Source organism: Mycobacterium sp. SMC-18 (genome assembly GCF_045310895.1).
Classification (GTDB): Bacteria; Actinomycetota; Actinomycetes; order Mycobacteriales; family Mycobacteriaceae; genus Mycobacterium.
Window position 1 is genome coordinate 236,488 of sequence record NZ_JBJIAL010000002.1, and the last position, 19,159, is coordinate 255,646.

Here is a 19,159-nt window from a genome sequence, read left to right on the forward strand (position 1 = left end):
CGGTGGCGCCATGTTCACCTTCCCGCCCGGCAAGGAGGTCACCGTCGGCCGCGGCGAGGCCTCGGACGTCAGGATCCCGGACGCCGGCCCCGGTGCCAAGCATGTGGTATCTCGGTTGCACCTGATCATCCGGGTAGACCCCGGTGTCGGTCAGTGGGTGGCAATCGACAAGTCCCGCAACGGAATCTTCGCCAATCGGATGCGCGTGCCGTCGGCCGTCATCAGTGACGACCTCGTGCTGGCCGTCGGAGCTCCGGACGGGCCGCAGCTCCACTTCCGTACGGCGACCCAGGTCATTCCGGTCGCCAAGTACCGGCAGCCACCGGCGCAGATGGCATCCCCGCGTCCGACGCAGCGGATCCCTCAAGCGCCACGGCCGGTTCCGCCGCAGCCGCCGCCTCCGCCGCCGCGCCCGCCTGCAGCCGCCCCACAACGCTCGTCGGGACCGCCCGCGGGCGCCGTCACCATCGGGCGGCATTCGACAGCGACCATCAGAGTCGACGATTCGCTGGCCTCCCGAATCCACGCCTACCTGATACCCGCCCCGACCGGAACCCAGCTGTACGACAACGGCTCGGGCAACGGTACTTTCGTCAACGGTCACCGCGTCGAGGCGGTCACGCTGCGCCCCGGGGACGTCATCACCGTCGGCAACACCGACCTGGTGTTCACCGGAGGTACCGCGGTCCAGTCGCGGCAGGCGGTCGCGACCGGTGGCATCGAGGTACGCCAGGTCGGCCTCGCCATCGAGGGCCACCAGCTGCTGACCAACGTGTCGTTCGACGCCCGGCCCGGCACTCTCACGGCGGTGATCGGCCCCTCGGGCGCAGGCAAGTCGACGCTGATCAGGCTGCTCGGCGGCGTCACCAAACCCACGTCCGGGCAGGTCACCTTCGACGGACACGACGTGCACGCCCACTATGCGTCGTTGCGGTCGCGGATCGGCATGGTGCCCCAGGACGACGTGGTCCATCGGCAATTGACCGTCAGTCAGGCGCTGAACTATGCCGCCGAACTCCGGTTGCCGCCCGACACGAGCAAGGATGACCGCCACGCTGTGGTGGAACGGGTGCTCGCTGAGCTCGAGCTCGCTGCGCACCGCGACAAGCGGGTGGACAAGCTTTCGGGCGGGCAGCGTAAGCGCGCTTCGGTGGCGCTTGAATTGCTTACCGGCCCATCGCTTTTGATCCTCGACGAGCCCACTTCCGGTTTGGACCCGGCGCTGGACCGACAGGTCATGCAGATGCTGCGCCGCCTGGCCGATGCCGGGCGCACGGTGCTGGTGGTGACGCACTCCCTGACGTACCTGAACATGTGCGATCAGGTGCTGCTGCTGGCGCCCGGCGGCAAGACGGTGTACGCGGGGCCCCCGCAAGCGGTCGGATCAGCGATGGGTACACAAGACTGGGCCGACATCTTCGCCTGGGTTTCGGCCAATCCCGACGCGGCGCATGCGGTGTTCCTGCAGAACAATCCGGCCGCCGACCGACCGGCGGCGCCGCCGGAGCCCGCGGGTCCGCTCGGTGCACCGGCCCGTACCAGCACCCGCCGTCAGCTGCTCACCGTTGCGCGCCGGCAGTTGCGGCTGATCTTCGCCGATCGGATCTACACCACCTTCCTGTTGCTACTGCCGTTCATCCTGGGCGCGATGTCGCTGATCGTGCCGGGGGACACCGGATTTGGGGTGGCGACTGTAGGCCACTCCCCCAACGAACCGAATCAACTGCTCATCGTCGCCAACATCGCGGCAGTGTTCATGGGGACCGCACTGACGATCCGTGATCTGGTCGGCGAGCGCACCATCTTCCGCAGGGAGCAGGCTGTCGGTTTGTCGGCCGCCGCCTACCTTTCCGCCAAAATCGTTGTCTACAGCGCATTTACTGCCATTCAGACAGCAATCGTGGTGGCGATCGTGGTGATCGGCAAAGGTGCACCCACCCAGGGTGCCTTGCTGTTGGGCAGCCCGACTCTCGACTTCTATGTGAGTCTGACTGTGGCAGCAATTGTTTCGGCGATCCTGGGTCTGCTGCTGTCCTCGGTGGCGCGGTCCAGTGAGCAGATTCTGCCGATGCTCGTCGTCGTCATCATGCTGTCGATCGTGTTCTCCGGCGGCATGATTCCTGTCACCGGACGTGTCGGTCTGGATCAGGCATCGTGGTTCCTGCCGGGGCGGTGGGGCTTCGCAGCGTCGGCGAGCGTGGTCGACCTGCTGAAGATTGCTCCGCTCATGTCGGTCGACGATCAGCTGTGGCACCACGAATTACGTTGGTGGGCGCTGGATATCGGGGTGCTGGTGCTGCTGGGCGCGGTTGCCGGATTCGTGGTGTACCGACGGCTGCGGCTGCCGAGCTGCGGCGCCGAATCAGGTGCGCCGAAAGCGGCGCTGATCGTGGGCGCCGTGGTCCTGGCCGCGGGATTTGTGGCCGGCATGACCTACGTGACCCGCGACTCCGGAAACCGGCCGACGCAACCGACGGCACCCACAGCACCACCCAAAGCTGTTGCGCCGCCGGGGCACCGCATCGACCTGGCGACCCTGCTCCCCGACGGCAAGGCGGTGAGCGCCGCCATGCAGTCGCCGCCGATGGCGACCGCGACCATCGTCACCGCGGAAACTCCGCGAGCAGGGACAGCCACTCCCCCGCCGTGCGCCGGTGTCGCGGACGCAGGTGGCGCCACAACCTTCGGCCCGGGGTTCACCGGGATGTCAGGTATGGAACTGCGTAACCCGGCGGACCCGAATACCTGGATGGTTGCTTATGCCGTGGGCTATCCAGGACCGCAAGCAGCGGAACGGATTCCGGCCGCCGCGACATGGTTGGGATGTGCGAATACAGGTGTGACGTTCACGGCCGACGGCCGACCGGCGCGGCAGCTGGCCGTCGGTGGGGTCACATCCGACGACGGCACCCTCACCGCGGAGTTCACCGAACCGGGGCGCAGCTGCCAGCACGTGCTGACCACCAAGGCCGATGTGGTGGTCGACGTGCTGGCGTGCAGCCCGGGCGGCGGCACGCAGGCGGCGGAGCTGGCCAAGCAGATCGCTGACAAAGTCAGCTGACGGAAGGATCAGATGAATCCCTGGCGTACTGGAATGCTCATCGGAGCGGTCGTCGTTGTGGCGGCGGGTTGTTCGGTCACTGACCGGAAAGTGTCGGGTACGGCCACGACGGCCACAGGTGCCGCTTCCCCGGCGACGTCGACATCAGCTGTAGCCAAACCGATCGATGATGCCGGCCTGCCGAGGCTGTTGGGCTCGCCCTCGGAGATCAGCGACCTGGTGGGCGTCGCGATGACGCCGGAGGCGATCTTCAGAAAACCGGATACGAAGCTGCGGGTGGAACCGATCCGCTGTCTCGAAGCGGTCATGCCGGCTCTCGACACCATTGGGTACTACGGCCGAACAGGTTTCGCAGGGCAGCTTCTTCACGGGGATCAGCATGCGCAAGTGGTGCAGGTGGTGGCCGCATTCTCGACGGACGCGGAGGCGGCGGGCTTTCGTGAGGCGACTACCGGACATTGGAGGTCGTGCCAGGACCAGCAGGCGACTGTCACGGGTGGTCGGGTGCCCCTGACGTATGCGTTGGAAAGAGTTGAATCGGTCGATTCCGTCGCGAGCGTTCCGGTGTCGGGGACAGCCAGCGACGGGACCCGGGTTCCATGTCAGCACGCATTGGGTTCGCGCAGGAACGTGATCATTGACGTGCGGGTATGTGCTCCGAACGTGGCAAACAAGGGGCGCGACCTAGTCGCGAAGATCGCCGCCGGCCTGTGAATCAGCGGATGACACTCATCAGCGGAACGAAGTTGGCGTTGAGATACTCGGTAGCCAGGTAGCCGCCGGGATCGGCAAGTGCTGCAACGCTATTAGGGTCATCCACGATGATCATCGATCCGCGGTAGGCGGCCAATTGGTAGGGAAGCCCCGCTGCCCCACCGTTACCGGCGGCTTTGTCGGTGCGGACCACGACCAGTACTTCGCTGTGAATCAAGAACAATTTTCCAAGGTCGGGCATCGAACGGGTTGAACTATTGTCGCCTGGCTTGCGACGCAATTCGGGGTCGTAGTTCAGGCCGAGCGAACTGAGATAGTCGGCCGCGTTGGACGGCGTCAGCGTCTGGCTGACGCCATCGTCCGACACGTGGATCACCTGGACGCTCTTCCCCGCGGCTCTCGGATTCTGATTCTTCAGGTCGGTCTGCTGGGACGACACCTGATCAATGAGGTTGTCGGCGTCCTTGTAGCGGCCGAGAATCTTGCCGATCCATTTGAGCTGGGTCTGCCAGTTCCATGCTCGGCTGGTGTCTTTTGGCTGAGTCACGGTCGGGGCGATCGCGGCGAGGCGCTGGTAGGTCGCGTCATCGATCTCGCCGGTCGCGATGATGACGTCGGGTTTGGCGGCCTGAATGGCGCTGGTGTCGATGAAACCGACGGTGTCCTTGACCGACGGGGTTCCGGTGATCTTGGACTGCAACCATGAGGGCAGGGAAGTGCCTGCGCCGGCAATGGCCACCGGTTGTAGGCCGAGCGACAGCACGGCGTCGGCGTCGCCGGGGCCCAAGGCGGCGACAGCTGTTGGCGCCTTTGTGATTTCGGTGGTGCCGTGGGCGTGCGTGAATGATTGCGCCGTGTACGCCGGGGCGTCGGGCTTGCCGATCAGCATGATGGAGGCGACGACCGCGATGACGGTGATCACGGCGGCGCCGGCGGCACCGATGACTATTCGACGCTTGCGTGGACTCTTTTGTCGAGCAGCCGGAGGTTGGGGTGCCGCCATCTGGCCAGGCAGCGGGCCGGGCGGGTAAGGACCGCTGAACTGTCCGCTCGGATAAGTCAATACGCCATCGGGCGGTGTTGGCTGACGCGGCGGCCATGACTGCGAACCCGGAGGCGGTAGCCGACTGGGCGGCTGTAGCGCAGGGCCCGGGTTCGCGACGGCCGCGGTGGCCGCGGCCGCGAGTTCGCGGGCAGTCTGGTAGCGCGCGTTGGGGTCCTTCGCCATGCCGCGGGCGATGACTTCGTTCAGCGCCCACGGAAGAGTAGGCACCCGATCCGTGACGCGCGGTATCTCTCCTGTCACGTGTGCTGCCGCGATCGCGGCGATGCCACCCGGCAGTCCTCCATACGGTGTCCGGCCGGTGAGTAGCACGAACAGGCTGCAGGCAAGCGAATAGATATCGGCTCGAGAGTCGACGTGCTGCCCACTGAGCGCTTCAGGTGGCGCATAGGCGATGGACGCCATGACCGAGCCGTCGGTGGTCAGGTGCGCAGCGTCATCAAAGGCGCGAGCAATCCCGAAGTCCGCCAGGAAGACTCGTTCGTCATCACCGGGATCTTCGGCGTTGGCCAGCAGAAAGTTGGCGGGCTTGACGTCGCGGTGCATGATGCCCCGCCGATGCGCGTAATCGAGAGCCTTGGCGACCTCGGTGATGATGCGGGCCGCCCGCGCGGGTGACATCCGCCCGGACCGGACTTCCTGGTCGGCGTCGGTGCCCGCGACGTATTGCATGGCGATCCACAGCTGACCCGCCTCGGTTTCGCCACGGGAGTAGACCGCGACGATATTGGGGTGGTCGAGCGTGGCGGCGACATTGGCTTCGCGGAGGAAGCGCTCCCTGAACTGGCCGTCGCCCTGGATGGAAGTGGTGAGAACCTTCAGCGCGTCGCTGCGGGGCAGCTGGGGATTCTTGGCCTTGTACACCACACCCATGCCACCGACACCCAGGACGGATTCGATGGTGTAACCGGCCACGATGTCGCCGGGGTTGAAGGTCGAGGTCATTGTGGTCCGATTATTTCGCAGTCAGCAGCAGATACTGGGACGCCATTCGTTGTGTGGCGTCGAATGGTTGCAATGATGCTGCCGTATAGACCCACCGGTCCAGCGCTGCCGCGCAGGAGTAGACCCGGGCTTTGACGTCAGCGACATCGGTTGCCTGGCACTTCGCTGAGGGCAGGCCGGGCACGGCGGGACCAGGTTCACTTGGGTTCTTGGCGTCAGGCTCGGCGAACTTTTGCGCCAGCTGCGTCGCTGCGGCGGCGTCTTTGGCCCGGTACAGATGGGTGCCGCGTACCGAAACGACGTCAACGCCGGCTGGTGTCAGGGCGGTGCTCGTGAGTAACGGGTCGTCACTGAAATGAAGGATGCCGCGTGGCCCCCATAGGCCCTGATTGCTCTTGTGTTCCTTCGTGGGAACTGTCCGGCTGAGTAGGCCTTCGGGATCGGTTTGCATGGTGGCGAACTGCGCTGGATCGGTTGGCTGGAACTTGTCGATGCGTGAAGTCTGCATATCCAGCACCTTTGCAACGAATTGTGTTGCGGTGTCGCGGTTTACGTCACTCGAAGCGTATTGATACAGCACGTATGGCCCGTGCGGAGTATAGGAGCTGACTGTGAAACTTCGCTCTGACGTGGTGGCTGCGTGCGCGAGCGCCTCGGGATGTCCTGGAATTGATATCGGTTGATTGGGTGAGGCTGGATCTATTGTCGGGGCCTGTGCCGCGAATTGGCGGGCAGCGTCGTTGGCCAGGTCGGCTGTTGGGAATCGCAGTACCAGAATCACTAACTGGTTGTCGTGATCCGCGCCGCGAATGGTGCCACGACCTGAGCCGAACCCGTTGATCAGCTGATGATCTTTGGCGATCTGCTTCATCGGGCCGGGCTCGACGCTGTTTAGGCGGTCGGCGTCGAGAAATACGCCCGTCACGTTCACCCCGATGCTGATCAGGGTGGGATCGACTTCCCACGGTCCGACGACAAATTCGCCAAGCCGTTCGGCATCGATGAGGCGTCCAGATTCGGCGCCTGGTTTCAGCGCGGGCCCGGGCTTGGGTGCCGTCGGATAGTTCCCGGGGTTCAACAGGCTGACGATGGCGTCACCAGGCCTGAACGAGGGGTCTTTCGTCGCGTCGCCGTTCGTTATCGTTGTGCAGGCGGCCAGCAGTGCCACTGCGACCGTCGCTACGGCCAACTTGGCGGTCTTCATGACGTTCCCCATCGTCTCCCGACTGCGCCGGCTCCCCGTTGCGTTGCGCAGTGACTCTCCGCGAACTGTACGCACTCGAGCGCCTGAGTGCCTCAGCCCGCCGCGGCAACGGCCGGACGGCCTGAAGGCGGCCGAACGCGAGTTGAACCAGGTGCCGCTATTTCGCGGTCAGCAGCAGGTATTGGGATGCCATTCGTTGTGTGGCGTCGAACGGCTGCAACGAGGAAGCCACGTACACCCACCTATCGAATGACGCGGTGCAGTCGTAGACAAGCGCTTTCACTTCCGCATAATTGATCGCCCGGCACTTGGCCGCGGGGAGTCCGGGTACGGTCGGGCCAGGTTCGCTGGGGCTGCTACCGCCAGGCTCGGCGAGCTTCTGCGCGAGCTGCGCCGCGGTCGTGGCGTCTTTGGCCCGGTAGAGGTAGGTACCGCGTACCGAGATGACGTCGACGCCGGCTGCCGTCAATGCCGCGGCGGTTTGGACTGGGTCGTCTTCGAAATGAAGGAGGCCGCGTGGCCCCCACAAGCCCTGGTTTGCCTTGTGTTCCTTGGTGGGCACCGTCCTGCTCAACAGTCCTTCTGGATCGGTCTGCATGGTGGCGAACTGACTGGGATCGGTGGGCTTGAAGTTGTCGATTCGACTTGCCTGAAGGTCTAACGACTTGGTCGCCAGTTGCAATGAAACGCCGGGGCTTTCCTGTGCTGTGCCGCTTTGAATCAACACATATGGGCCATGCGGGGAGATGATCGAGGTGGCGAACGTTCCATCAGGCATGGTGACTTGGAGCGCCTGCGATTCCGGATGTCCGGGTATCGGGAGATTGAGTTTCGTCGAGGGATCGTGGATGCCCGGGTGCCGTGTGTAGAAACCAGATGCTGCGGCAGCCGCTTCGTCGGGGCTTGGAAAGCGCAAAACGGTGTTCTGCAGTTTGCGGAGGTGGTCGGCGTCGACGTCCGTGTGGCGGCCGGAGCCGAATCCGTAGATCAAGTGGTGCTGTTGCGCCAGTTGGTCGAGCTCGGGCGACAGGAGCGATACGACACTGAACAACAGACCGGTCGAAGTGAAGCCGACGTGCAGTAGCTGCGGGTCAATCTCCCATGGCCCGACCACGTAGTCACCCATGCGTTCGCCGTCGATAATCCGGCCGCTCTCGGGCCCGGGTTTCATGGCTGGTCCGGGCTTCGGCACCGTCGGGTAGTTGCCCGGGTTCAGCAGGCTGACTATGGCGTCACCCGGCTTGAATGACGGGTCTTTCGTGGCATCGCCGGTCGTCACCGTGGTGCAGCCGGCCAACAGTGCCACGGCCGCGGTCGCCGCGGCCAGCTTGGCGATCTTCATTCAGTGACCGCTACGGCTGGGCGGGCGGATTACCGGCCGTGATCTCGGCGACGAGCTCGTTGAGGCGGGCCCGGTCGGCGTTGATGGACTCGGTGGCCTTCGCCGTCGCGTTGCCCAAGGCCTCGTTGATGCGGGCTTCGACGGTTTCCGCGCCGAGGCGCAGCAGGCCGTCCTCGATGAACAGGTCCGTCAGCCAGTGGTGGCCGTTGAGCGTGACCTCGACGGTCTTGGCCTCGTCGGTCGCGGTGAACGACTCGGTGTTCATCTTGGCGAGCTGCTCGTCCATGACCGACTGCAGACGCTGGGCCTGCTGGAGAACCGCAGCGACCTCGGGGTGCATCTCGATCATTTGGTGTCCTTCTTGTCATCGATCTTGGTGCGACGCCGGTGTCCGATGACGCCGTCGGTGAAGGCCCGGTCCTCCTTGTACAGGACCTCGTCGGGCGACAGGTTCGCGTTGCGCTTCTTCTCCTTGCCGCCTTCGCGGCCAGCGCCGTGGCCGCCCATGCCGCCACCCATGCCGCCACCCATACCGCCGCCGCCGACCGGAGGGCGGCCCGCGGCCTGGCTGGCGCCACCGGCTGCCGCACCACCGGCACCCACCGCGGGCGCGACGGCTGCCGGCTGCATGGGCTGGCCGCCCAGCCCACCGCCACCGCCTCCGGACCCGCCGCCCGCGCCGCCGCCCGCGGACGCCGGGCTCACGCCGGGGCCGTCGGGCAGACTCGGCATCTCCGGCTTGTCGCCGCCCAAGCCGCCGGGCATGCCACCGCTCGGTGAACCCTGTCCGGAGCCGCCTGACGGCGAGCCGCCACCGGAAGGTGAACCGCCAGAGGGTGATCCGCCGCCTGCGGGCTTCTGCTCACCGGCAGAAGCCGGGCTGACGCTCGGCGACTCCGGAATCGATGGCGTCGCACCACTCGGGGTGCCACCGCCGCCACCGGCCGATGGTCCACCTCCACCAGGTCCTTGGGGCGCGCCTGTGCCGTTGCCGTCTTTCTTCGCCACGTCTCCCGGCTTGACGGCCGGCCACGGGCTCGACCCGAAGTTGGGTGGTGGCGGGGTGACGAGGGATCGGATCGTCGCCTGCTGCGCGTACTTGGCTCGTACGGTGTCGGATTCTTGCTGCTTGGTGGCGTGGCCGGTGAAGAAGTCGTATGCCGCCTGACCGACTGTCGCGAGCACGCTGGCGTTCTCGTAGTCCGCCACGTCCTGCATGCTGGGATGCTCGGGTCGCCTGCCGCCATGGATCGTGGATAGTTCGATGGCCTGGACGGCCAGGTTGTTCGCTGCCGCGGTCATCGCCGTCAGCCACGTCGAGTAGTCCTTCAGCGCCGTCTCCGCGGCTTCGGCAGCGTCGCCTTCCCACTCGACGCCCGCCATGTTGAACTTGCCGTTCAGTTCAGCCAGTTTCGCTGCCACTGCAGTCATTTTCGCGCCGAACTCGATCATCGAGGCGCCCTGGTCGCCGCCGTTGATCTGCTTGGCGGCCACCTCCCAGTCCATGCCGGGATTGCTGGGGTGCGATTCGGCTCCGCCAAGCGATTCGAGCATCCAGGGCAAGCTGCCGACCGGGTCTGAAGGGGCTGGTGCCGGGGGCAGGTTGGGCGTGATCGGTGCACCACCGCCAGCGCCCAGCTCGGTGGCATTGATGCCGGATTTCCCGGCTGCGTCGGCAGCGTCGTAAGCCGCGGCGGCCGCCCGTAGGCAGGCCGCCAGTCGCCGATTCTGAGCCCGCCCAGCCTTGAGTGCGGCGTCGAGCTGCTGCAGGTTGTTCTTGAGGAAACCGGTGGCCTCTTGCGCGATGGTCAACTCGCATGGCGCATTGGGCGCCGGCGGCAAGGTCGGCAGGTCTACGTCGACTTCAGCGGCCTTGGCGTTCAGCGTCTCCGAGGAGACTTTCAGTTTTCCAGCCATCTACTTGCTCCCCCTCACTTCTCCAGCGCCATCTGGAACCGGCTCTCCTCGCGCGGGTTGATCAGCTGGATGGGCAGCTGACGGTGGCGCGGGGTATCGATGAAGTTGTGGCGCAACAGAATTCGTGAAATACCCGGGTGTGGACCGAGGTAGGTGGTGGCGTTGGGCCACACCACCTTCGGAACGTTCCCGATCCGGGCGTTGATGAACCCCGCGAATTCCTTGAACTGCGGCGCCAAGGTGACGACGGCCCCTGCCGCCGCCGAGCGGACCACGAACTGGGTGAACACGTGTGCGTCGCCGAGGTTGATCGTCGAGTCCACGTTGTCGAACGGCATGTACACCGGGTAGCGGTCGGCGGTCTCCCCCACGAGGACGCCGGCCGAGCCGATCGGCAGCTCGTAGTGCCGGTCGGTGATCGGGCTCAGCCCCTCCAGCGCGGCGCGTTGGCCACCGAACAGACACGAGAAACCGCGCGGCGTCGTCGGCGTGGCCAGCGTGGTCAGCAGCACGGTCGCCGTCGGCGCTTGACCCGGCTTGACCCGGACGCGGGTGATCGTGTGGTCGGCGCGCGCCGACCACCACATGTTGGGACCGCCGGGTGCCGAGTAGGCCGCGGTAAATGTGCTGCGGCCCTTGATGGTTGACCACGTCTCGCGCTCGAAGCTGATCGCGGTCGCGCGGTCGTACTCCTCGAAGCTGCGGGCGGGGCGGGCGTCGATGCCGTGGCTGGCCAATTGATCGGCGATGCGGGTGGTGGTCGCCACCAGGTAGCTGGCCAGGCCGGAGACCCCGGTGCCGCGGCGCAGGGCCGACCGGCGGGTCTCGTCGGGGTCGGCGCGCAACACGATCCAGGTCCGCCGGTTGGCGGGGGCGGCGTAGGGGCCGACCACCTGCTCGTACAGCGCGACGACACTCGAGGGCGCGGTCTTGCCGACGCGGTAGCCGGCCGAGACGATGTCCGCCTCGAGATCCGGTGCGTGCGCCGCGAGCAGCTGCTCCACCAGTCGGGTGTCGAGGTTGTCGTCGGTGAAGGCCTCGCCGTTGACGATGACGGTCGGGGTGAACGAGCGCGGCACCAGTTCGACAAGCGAGACCAGGTGGTCACCCAGCCAGCGCACCGCGACGTGGTCGCCGGGCATGACCGTCGCGCCGACGGCCGGTTCCGACGGTGCCGGCGGGGCGACCTTGCGTCGGCGCTGCCAGGCGAACATCGCGGCGATCCAGCCTGTCAGCCGCCGCCCGCGGATGGCGAGGACCGAGAACAGCGCGATCAGGACACCGAGGGTGATGCCCAGCCACAGCAGATTGAAATGCATGCACAGCAGCACGACCGCCGGCACCAGCGTTGCCGCCCACAGCAGGTGCCCCGTGGTGAAGCGGAGCCCGAAGTGCCTCATCGGCGCCTCAGCGCACGGCGGGTCACCGCACCCAGGCCGAGCAGCACGATCAGCGCGGCACCGGCCACGACGACCATCGTGATCGGCCCGCGGTCCGGCGGCGGGATGTACACCGGCGGCGGAATGCTCTTGACCTGGTAGGGCGCCTGCTTGGGGCCGGCGGGAACGTCCCACGTCAGCGCCGCCACCGGGTCGATGACACCGGCGCCGACGTAGTTGTCCACTCCCCCACCGGGATGGCGTGCCGTCGCGGTGATGCGGGTGACGATCTGTGCGGCGGTCAGGTCGGGGAAACGCTGCCGCAGCAGGGCCGCCAGGCCCGAGACGTACGCCGCGGCGAACGATGTGCCGTTGATGGGGATGGGGCCGTCCTGTCCGTTCAGCGCGTTGACGGGATTGCCGTCGTAGCCCAGTGCGGTGTCGCCTTCGGCGGGGGCGGCGGCACCGACCCAGGGGCCGGACATCGAGAAGTTGCTGGGCTGGCCCTGCGGCCCGATGCCGCCGACGGTCAGCACCAGCGGCGAGTACCAGGCCGGCGAGACGATGGTCTGCACCTGCTTCCAGCCCCGCGGGTCCGACGGCACACTGACGTCCGGCGGCGGGTTCTGGTTGCAGTCCTGGCCGGTGTTGCCGGCGGCCACGATGACCACGGCGTTCTTGACGTTCACCGCGTAGGCGATGGCGGAACCGACGCCGGTCTCGTTGATGGCCCGGGTCACCTTGTAGCAGGCGGCCTCGGAAATGTTGATGACCTGTGCACCCAGGTTCGCCGCGTGCACGATGGCGCGAGCGAGGCTGCGCAGCGACCCGGCGGTCTGGGTGGTGTTCGGATCGTTGGGATCGCTGCGGGAGTCTTTCGGCTGAAATGCCTCCGAGGTCTGGCGCAGCGATAGGATGCGGGCTTCGGGCGCGACGCCGATGAACGCGTCCGTCGGTGCCGGACGGCCGGCGATGATCGACGCGGTCAGGGTGCCGTGGGCATCGCAGTCCGACAGGCCGTTGCCGCCCTTGTCGACGAAGTCGCCGCCGGGCTCGGCGGGGACCCGCGGCGAGGCGTTCACGCCGGTGTCGATGACGGCGACGGTGACGCCTGCTCCCGTCGCAAACTTCTGTGCCTCGGCGAGGTGCAGATAGTCGGCCGCCCACGGCTTGTCGGCGAAGTTGGTGTTCGGCAGCACGGTCGGTGCGGAGCAGATCTTGCGCTGCTCCATCGGCTGATCGGGGCCGGTGTCGTCGGGCGGGACGGCGCCGGGGTCGATGGCCGGCGGTTCGATGGCGAGTGCGGGCGGGGCGCTGGCGACAGCCAGCAGCAACGCAGCAGCTACGGCGGCTAGACGACGCACGAGCAACCGCCCCCACCATGGGGACGACCGCTCGTGATGTTCCGAGTCCCCCGTGACATTTTTCCCGCTACGACACCGCCGCGAACCGCGATGCCCTCCCCATACGCATGTAGCACGAATTCATACTAGTGGTGCGTAGTGGGGGCTCTGTGCGCTTTCTGTGGCTGCTGGGAGTGACCCCGAGCCGTGCCCGTCAGGCGTCGAGGTCCTGTGCCACCAGGTCAGCGACGGTGGCCAGGGCGGTTTCGTCGTCGGAGGCCACCGTCACCTGCGCTCCGTTGCCTGCCCCGAGCGTCATGATCATCAGTGCCGAGCCGGCGTCCACGGGTTCCCCGCCGTCGACCGCGAGGGTGACCTGGGCACCGGAATTGATGACGGCCTCGGAGATGACGGCCGCCGGACGGGCGTGCAGGCCGATGGCGGATCCGACGGTGACGGTCTTGCTGGGCATTGCTTCTCCTTGTGATTGTTGGGTTTGTTGCTTGATCGGGACGTTCTAGCTGTTGGCCGGCTGCAGGGCCGCGGTGGTGTCGACCGGCGGGAGCGACCGGCCGGCGCTCTTGGCGGCGATCACCGCGAGCGCGCTGCAGACGGCGCCGACGACGACGGCCACCACGAACCAGATGAGGTTGCCGATGGCGAAGAAGACGAAGATGCCGCCGTGCGGTGCCTTGGAGGTCACGTCGAACGTCATGACCAGGGCGCCGGTCACCGCGCCGCCGAACATCATCGACGGGATGACCCGCAGCGGATCGGCGGCGGCGAACGGGATGGCGCCCTCGCTGATGAAGCATGCGCCGAGAAGCCATGCGGCCCGGCCGTTTTCGCGTTCGGGTTCGGTGAACAGCCGGGGCCGGACCGCCGAGGCCAACGCCATGGCCAGCGGCGGCACCATTCCGGCGGCCATGACGGCGGCCATGATCCGCAGCGACGCGACGTCGGTGATGTTCAGTCCGGCGGCGGCGAAGGAGTAGGCGGCCTTGTTGACCGGTCCGCCCAGGTCGAAGCACATCATCAGGCCGAGGATGACGCCCAGCAGGATCAGTGAACTGCCGGACATGCTGCCGAGCCAGTGGGTCAGCCCGGAGGTGACGGCGGCCAGCGGACGGCCCAGCAGCAGGAACATCGACAGGCCGACGATCAGCGAGGCGCCGAGTGGGATCACCACCACCGGCATCAGGCCGCGGAACCACTGGGGCACCTTGAACGAGCTGATCCACAGGGCGGCGAACCCGGCGATCAGGCCGCCGACGATGCCGCCGATGAATCCGCCGCCGACGGTGACGGCCACTGCGCCCGCGGTGAAACCCGGTGCGATACCGGGGCGGTCGGCGATGGCGAACGAGATGTACCCGGCGAGCGCGGGGACCAGGAAGCCGAAGGCCAGCCCGCCCAAGGTGAAGAGCACGGCACCGAGGTACTGCATGAGCCCGCCTGCGGGCAGGTTGGTCAGCGAGTTGGTGGTCGCGATGATGTGTGCGAGCGAATCCGATTGCCCGGCAGGCTTGTTGGCGATCTCATATCCCGCGAACAGGAAGCCGAGCGCGATCAGCAGACCGCCGGCCGCCACGAACGGGATCATGTAGCTGACGCCCGTCAGCAGGATCTGGCGCAGCCGGGTGCCCCAGCCCAGCCCGCCGCGAGTATCGGTGGTGGCGGCCCCGGCGGTCTCGCCCTGGACTCGGGGGGCCTGCGGATCCTTCGCCGCGGCAACGGCTTCGGCAATCATGGTGTCGGGTTCGTTGATGGCCCGCTTCACACCGGAGGCGACGACGGGCTTGCCGGCGAAGCGCTGCTTGTCCTTGACCCCGACATCGGTGGCGAAGATGACGGCGTCGGCCGCGGCGATGGTTTCGGGGGACAGTGGGGTGGACCCGGACGAGCCCTGGGTTTCGACGCTGAAGTGCACCCCGGCGCGGCCGGCGGCCAGTTTCAGGGCATCGGCGGCCATGTAGGTGTGGGCAATTCCGGTGGGACAGGCCGTGATCGCGATGATCGAGGCCGTGGGCGCCGGTTCGGCAGCAGGTGCGGCGGGGGTCGGCGCCGGGGGTGTGACCGCGGCTGCCGGTGTCGGGGCGACCACGCCTTCGACGAGTTCGACCACCTCATCGGCGGTGCCCGCGCCCCGCAGCTGTTCGACGAAGTCCTTGCGGACCAGGGCCCGGGCCAGGCTGGACAGCAGCTTCATGTGCTCGGCACCGCCGGAGTCCGGGGCGGCGATGAGGAAGGCGAGGTCGGCGGGGCCGTCGGGTGCGCCGAACGGGACCGCGGGCGCCAGGCGGGCAAACCCGATCGTCGGTTCGTCGACGTGGGGCGATCGGCAATGGGGGATGGCGATGCCGCCGGGAAGCCCGGTGGCGGACTGGGCTTCGCGCGCCAGGGCGGCTTCGACGAGTCCGTCTCCGTTGGTGGCGCGGCCTGTTTCGGCCATCCGGGCGGCCAGCAGTTCGATCACATTCTGCTTGTCGGGGCCGGCGTCGACGTCGAGTGCGACGAGGTCCGAGGTGATGATCGGCATGGGTGTTCCTTTTGAATAGAACGGATCAGAGGTGGGCGGAGGCGGACGTGACGGCGTGGACCTGAACGGCTTTCACGTCGATCTGGTCCGGGCCGGGCAGTGCGGAACCCGGCAGGGCGGCAGCGGCGCTGCCGTACGCGACGGCGGTCTGCAGCCGCTGCGCGGGTGCGGCACCGGCGATGGTGGCGGCGAGATAGCCCGCGAGCGACGCGTCACCCGCTCCGACGGTGCTGCGCGGCACGATCGACGGGGCCGTGGCGGCCCAGGTGCCGTCGCGGTCGACGAGGACGGCGCCCGCGCCGCCGAGGGTGACGAGCACGGTGCCGGCCCCGCGGTCGACGAGCTGCCGCGCGGCGGATACCACCGGCATCGGATCGCCCTGTGCGGCAGCGTCTTCCAGCTCCGATGCGGAGCGCCCGGTCAGCCAGGCCAGTTCCTCGGAGTTCGGTTTGATGAGGTCGGGCGCCGCGGATTCGAAGGCTTCTGCCAGGGCGGTGAGCGGACGTTCGGAGGTGTCCACCGCCACGCCGCATGGCAGTGCCGCCAGCCGGGCCGCGATGCCGGCGTACCAGTCGTCGGGCACCCCGGGGGGCAGCGATCCGGACAGCACGACCCAGGTGGCCCCCGCTGCGTGGTCGCAGACGGCGGCGGTCAGGGTCGCCAGTGCGGCGGCATCCAGGTGGGCCCCCGGCTCGTTGAGTTTGGTTGTGGTGCCGTCTTTTTCGGTGATGGTGAGGTTGCTGCGCACGGTGCCCGGGATGGTGATGTTGTGGAACGGCACGCCGCGCGTCGTCAGCCCTGTCAGGATCGGATCGTGGTCGGCTGCCGGCAGCAGCGCGAGGGTGTCGACACCGTTCTGGGTCAGTGCGCGAGATACGTTGACGCCCTTACCTCCTGGCTCGGTGGAGACGGGGGTGAGGCGGTGCACCGCTCCCCTGGTCAGCGGCTCGTCGAGCGTGACGGTGCGGTCGAGGCTCGGGTTCAGGGTGACGGTGACGATCATGATTCACTCTCCGCGCAGATGACGTCGACGCCGGCGTCGATGAGCTCTTGGCGCTCGTGGGGGCGGATATCGGTGTCGGTGACGACGGTGCGAACCGCCGACAGCGGCGCGAAACTGACGAGGTCTTCCCTGCCGAACTTGCTCGAATCCGCCGTCACCACAACATGGTTGGCGCAGTGGACCATGGCGCGCTTGATGGCGGCCTCGTCGCTGTCCGGGGTGGAGAAACCGTGTCGGACGCTGATGCCGTTGGTGCCGAGGAAGGCGACGTCGACGCGCAGTGAGTCGAGTGTCCGCAGGGCCTGCTCCCCCACCACGGCCTGGGTGAGGCTGCGGACGCGGCCGCCCAGCAATTGCAGGGACACCGTCGGGTTGGATGTCAGCTTTGCGGCGGCGGGAATGGAGTTGGTGATGACGACGAGGTCGCGGTCGGTGGGGATGAGCTCGGCGATGCGCGCGGTGGTGGTGCCGGCGTCGATCAGCACCGTCCCGCCGGTGGCGGGCAGGAAGGCGACGGCTGCGGCCGCGATGGCGGCCTTCTGCTGGGTCTGCGTGGAATCGCGCTGGACGACGCCCTGCTCGACCAGGTGCAGGGTGCGGGCGGGCACCGCTCCCCCGTGCACGCGCCGGATGACGCCGGCCTTGTCGAGGACGTCGAGATCGCGGCGGACGGTTTCGGTGGTGACGTCGTAGGCCTCGGCCAGGTCGTTGACCGAGGCGCGGCCGTCGGCGAGGACTCGCGCGGCGATGGCTTGCTGCCGCTCTTCCGCGTACATGACCCTCCAATTGTGTGGGAATCCATCCGGTTCGATCTTTGTATTGTTTGTTTTACGCTTGGATGTGTTGACTTGTCAACGGTTCGGAGTAATCTACATCACATGAGCCAGACATTTGTGAGCCCGTCGCCAAGGGTCGTCGACGTGGAAACCAGCAGTGCACCTGTAGTCCTGCGCGGCGTGCCCGCCGTCGGCGGAGTGCGGTACGCGCCGGTGCTGTGGCCGGGTCCCCGGCCCGCGCCGGAGGCCGATGACGGCGCCGCCGAGCTGGAAGAGCCGGAACGGGCGGGGGAGCGGGAGCGCTTCGCCGCGGCTTCGTCGGCGGTCGCGGACCGGCTCCGCAACCGCGCGGCGCGCGCGACCGGCGCGGCGGCCGAAGTCTTGGCCACGACGGCGACGCTCGCGCAGGACCGGGCCTGGGCGGCGGCGACGGAGAAGCGCATCGCCGACGGCATGTCCGCAGTCCGCGCCGTCGTCGCGACCGCGGACCAGTTCGTCGAGATGTTCACCCGCATGGGTGGATTGATGGCCGAGCGGGTCGCCGACCTCAGGGATATCCGGGATCGGGTGATCGCGGATCTGCGTGGCCTTCCTGAGCCGGGGGTGCCGGTGCCGGATGTGCCGTCGGTGCTGTGTGCCGAGGATCTGGCGCCTGCGGATACTGCCGGCCTGGACCCGAATCTGGTGGTCGCGTTGGTGACCAGCCTGGGTGGGCCGACCAGTCACACCGCGATCATCGCCCGTCAGCTCGGCATCCCGTGCGTCGTGGCCGTTTCCGGGCTGGAGAAGGTGCAGCCGGGAACGATGGTGCTGGTGGACGGCACCAACGGCACGGTGGAGATCGAGCCCGACGCGACCCTGGCGGCCGCGGCCGTGGCCCAGGCGCGCCGCGAGGCCGACCTCGCCGACAGCTGGCGTGGCCCGGGCGTCACTGCTGACGGCCATCGAGTCGCGGTGCTCGCCAACGTGCAGGACGGTGCCGCGGCGCATGCGGCGGCGCAGACGCCTGCGGAGGGCATCGGTCTGTTCCGCACCGAATTGTGCTTCCTGAACCGCGATCTCGAACCGACCGTCGACGAGCAGGCGCAGATCTACGGCGACGTGCTGGCGGCATTCCCGGACCGGAAAGTGGTGGTGCGCACGCTCGACGCGGGTTCGGACAAGCCGCTGCGTTTCGCCGGGCACGCCGATGAGGCCAATCCGGCGCTCGGTGTCCGCGGCATCCGCATCGCCCAGGGCAATCCGGAGCTGCTGACCCGCCAACTGCAGGCCATCGCGGCCGCGGCCGACGCCACCGGCCAGCGTCCGTGGGTGATGGCCCCGATGATCGCGACGCCCGCCGAAGCGAAAGCCTTTGCGGCACAGGTGCGGTCGTTCGGCCTGACGCCCGGAGTGATGATCGAGGTGCCCGCCGCGGCGTTGTTGGCGGATCGGATTCTGCGACACGTCGACTTTTTGTCGATCGGCACCAACGATCTGACGCAGTACACGATGGCGGCGGACCGGATGTCGGCCGACCTGGCCACGCTCAGCGACCCGTGGCAACCGGCGGTGCTGGCGTTGGTGGGTACGGCCGCCAAGGCGGGTGCCGAGCAGGGCAAGCCGGTCGGGGTGTGCGGGGAGGCCGCGGCCGATCCGGCGCTGGCGTGTGTGCTTGTCGGATTGGGCGTGACGTCACTGTCGACGGCGGCTGCTGCGGTGCGTGCGGTCGGCGCCGCGCTCGCCGGGGTGACGCTCGAGCAGTGCCGGGCGGCCGCGGAAGCGGCGCTGGCGGCCGAGTCGTCGGCGGACGCCCGCAGCGCGGCGCTCGCTGCGCTGGCAAGCCGCTGACCAGCGGTTATCGGATGCGCACAGCACCCGGAATTAATCGGAC

At 67.6% G+C, this 19,159-nt stretch carries 14 protein-coding genes; 3 read left to right on the forward strand and 11 right to left on the reverse strand.

Features of this window, described 5'->3' with window-relative positions; genetic code table 11:
- Positions 1–10 precede the first annotated feature (10 nt).
- The gene (locus ACJH6J_RS02745) at positions 11–3,061 is read left to right on the forward strand and encodes an ATP-binding cassette domain-containing protein (protein ID WP_212814468.1); all 3,051 of its coding nucleotides are present in this window, start codon (positions 11–13) and stop codon (positions 3,059–3,061) included.
- A 33-nt stretch (positions 3,062–3,094) separates the two neighbouring features.
- On the forward strand, positions 3,095–3,775 hold the full coding sequence (locus tag ACJH6J_RS02750; RefSeq protein ID WP_212807856.1) for a sensor domain-containing protein: 681 nt from the start codon (positions 3,095–3,097) through the stop codon (positions 3,773–3,775).
- Position 3,776: 1 nt separating this feature from the next.
- Here ACJH6J_RS02750 and ACJH6J_RS02755 read toward each other — a convergent pair whose 3' ends face one another.
- From ACJH6J_RS02755 to ACJH6J_RS02805, 11 genes are all read right to left on the reverse strand, one after another.
- Positions 3,777–5,783: a serine/threonine-protein kinase gene (locus tag ACJH6J_RS02755; protein WP_212807857.1), complete on the reverse strand. Its 2,007-nt coding sequence runs from the start codon at positions 5,781–5,783 to the stop codon at positions 3,777–3,779.
- A 10-nt stretch (positions 5,784–5,793) separates the two neighbouring features.
- Positions 5,794–6,987: a hypothetical protein gene (locus ACJH6J_RS02760; protein ID WP_244872715.1), complete on the reverse strand. Its 1,194-nt coding sequence runs from the start codon at positions 6,985–6,987 to the stop codon at positions 5,794–5,796.
- A gap of 157 nt (positions 6,988–7,144) precedes the next feature.
- Positions 7,145–8,329 carry a hypothetical protein gene (locus ACJH6J_RS02765; protein ID WP_212807859.1) on the reverse strand — a complete coding sequence of 395 codons (1,185 nt, stop codon included), beginning with the start codon at positions 8,327–8,329 and terminating at the stop codon, positions 7,145–7,147.
- A gap of 10 nt (positions 8,330–8,339) precedes the next feature.
- Positions 8,340–8,678, reverse strand: a complete 339-nt coding sequence (locus tag ACJH6J_RS02770; RefSeq protein ID WP_212807860.1) for a YbaB/EbfC family nucleoid-associated protein — start codon at positions 8,676–8,678, stop codon at positions 8,340–8,342.
- On the reverse strand, positions 8,675–10,246 hold the full coding sequence (locus tag ACJH6J_RS02775) for a PPE domain-containing protein (protein WP_212807861.1): 1,572 nt from the start codon (positions 10,244–10,246) through the stop codon (positions 8,675–8,677). Before ACJH6J_RS02775 ends, ACJH6J_RS02770 begins: the two co-directional genes overlap by 4 nt.
- A gap of 14 nt (positions 10,247–10,260) precedes the next feature.
- Positions 10,261–11,646: a type VII secretion protein EccE gene (eccE, locus tag ACJH6J_RS02780; protein WP_212807862.1), complete on the reverse strand. Its 1,386-nt coding sequence runs from the start codon at positions 11,644–11,646 to the stop codon at positions 10,261–10,263.
- Positions 11,643–12,989: a type VII secretion-associated serine protease mycosin gene (gene mycP / locus ACJH6J_RS02785; RefSeq protein ID WP_212807863.1), complete on the reverse strand. Its 1,347-nt coding sequence runs from the start codon at positions 12,987–12,989 to the stop codon at positions 11,643–11,645. The genes eccE and mycP overlap by 4 nt, the downstream gene beginning before the upstream one ends.
- A 193-nt stretch (positions 12,990–13,182) precedes the next feature.
- Entirely contained in the window at positions 13,183–13,440 is a 258-nt protein-coding gene (locus tag ACJH6J_RS02790) for an HPr family phosphocarrier protein (RefSeq protein WP_020099974.1), read from the reverse strand.
- Positions 13,441–13,485: 45 nt separating this feature from the next.
- A complete protein-coding gene (locus ACJH6J_RS02795) occupies positions 13,486–15,507 on the reverse strand; it encodes a fructose-specific PTS transporter subunit EIIC (protein ID WP_406803483.1) in 2,022 nt (673 codons plus the stop codon).
- Positions 15,508–15,532: 25 nt separating this feature from the next.
- The gene (pfkB, locus tag ACJH6J_RS02800; protein WP_406774755.1) at positions 15,533–16,510 is read right to left on the reverse strand and encodes a 1-phosphofructokinase; all 978 of its coding nucleotides are present in this window, start codon (positions 16,508–16,510) and stop codon (positions 15,533–15,535) included.
- Positions 16,507–17,286, reverse strand: a complete 780-nt coding sequence (locus ACJH6J_RS02805; protein ID WP_212807866.1) for a DeoR/GlpR family DNA-binding transcription regulator — start codon at positions 17,284–17,286, stop codon at positions 16,507–16,509. Before ACJH6J_RS02805 ends, pfkB begins: the two co-directional genes overlap by 4 nt.
- Positions 17,287–17,388: 102 nt before the next feature.
- Here ACJH6J_RS02805 and ptsP point away from each other — a divergent pair, with 102 nt between their 5' ends.
- Complete coding sequence (gene ptsP, locus ACJH6J_RS02810; RefSeq protein ID WP_406774756.1) at positions 17,389–19,116, forward strand: phosphoenolpyruvate--protein phosphotransferase; 1,728 nt, start codon at positions 17,389–17,391, stop codon at positions 19,114–19,116.
- The last annotated feature ends 43 nt before the right edge of the window (positions 19,117–19,159 follow it).

Coding starts and splice junctions, on each gene's coding strand:
- eccE (WP_212807862.1), bottom strand. CDS start 11,646: ATGAGGCACTTCGGGCTCCGCTTCACCACGGGGCACCTGCTGTGGGCG.
- ACJH6J_RS02775 (WP_212807861.1), bottom strand. CDS start 10,246: ATGGCTGGAAAACTGAAAGTCTCCTCGGAGACGCTGAACGCCAAGGCC.
- ACJH6J_RS02750 (WP_212807856.1), top strand. CDS start 3,095: ATGCTCATCGGAGCGGTCGTCGTTGTGGCGGCGGGTTGTTCGGTCACT.
- ACJH6J_RS02745 (WP_212814468.1), top strand. CDS start 11: ATGTTCACCTTCCCGCCCGGCAAGGAGGTCACCGTCGGCCGCGGCGAG.
- ACJH6J_RS02760 (WP_244872715.1), bottom strand. CDS start 6,987: ATGAAGACCGCCAAGTTGGCCGTAGCGACGGTCGCAGTGGCACTGCTG.
- ptsP (WP_406774756.1), top strand. CDS start 17,389: ATGAGCCAGACATTTGTGAGCCCGTCGCCAAGGGTCGTCGACGTGGAA.
- ACJH6J_RS02755 (WP_212807857.1), bottom strand. CDS start 5,783: ATGACCTCGACCTTCAACCCCGGCGACATCGTGGCCGGTTACACCATC.
- ACJH6J_RS02805 (WP_212807866.1), bottom strand. CDS start 17,286: ATGTACGCGGAAGAGCGGCAGCAAGCCATCGCCGCGCGAGTCCTCGCC.
- ACJH6J_RS02790 (WP_020099974.1), bottom strand. CDS start 13,440: ATGCCCAGCAAGACCGTCACCGTCGGATCCGCCATCGGCCTGCACGCC.
- ACJH6J_RS02770 (WP_212807860.1), bottom strand. CDS start 8,678: ATGATCGAGATGCACCCCGAGGTCGCTGCGGTTCTCCAGCAGGCCCAG.
- ACJH6J_RS02765 (WP_212807859.1), bottom strand. CDS start 8,329: ATGAAGATCGCCAAGCTGGCCGCGGCGACCGCGGCCGTGGCACTGTTG.
- ACJH6J_RS02795 (WP_406803483.1), bottom strand. CDS start 15,507: ATGCCGATCATCACCTCGGACCTCGTCGCACTCGACGTCGACGCCGGC.
- pfkB (WP_406774755.1), bottom strand. CDS start 16,510: ATGATCGTCACCGTCACCCTGAACCCGAGCCTCGACCGCACCGTCACG.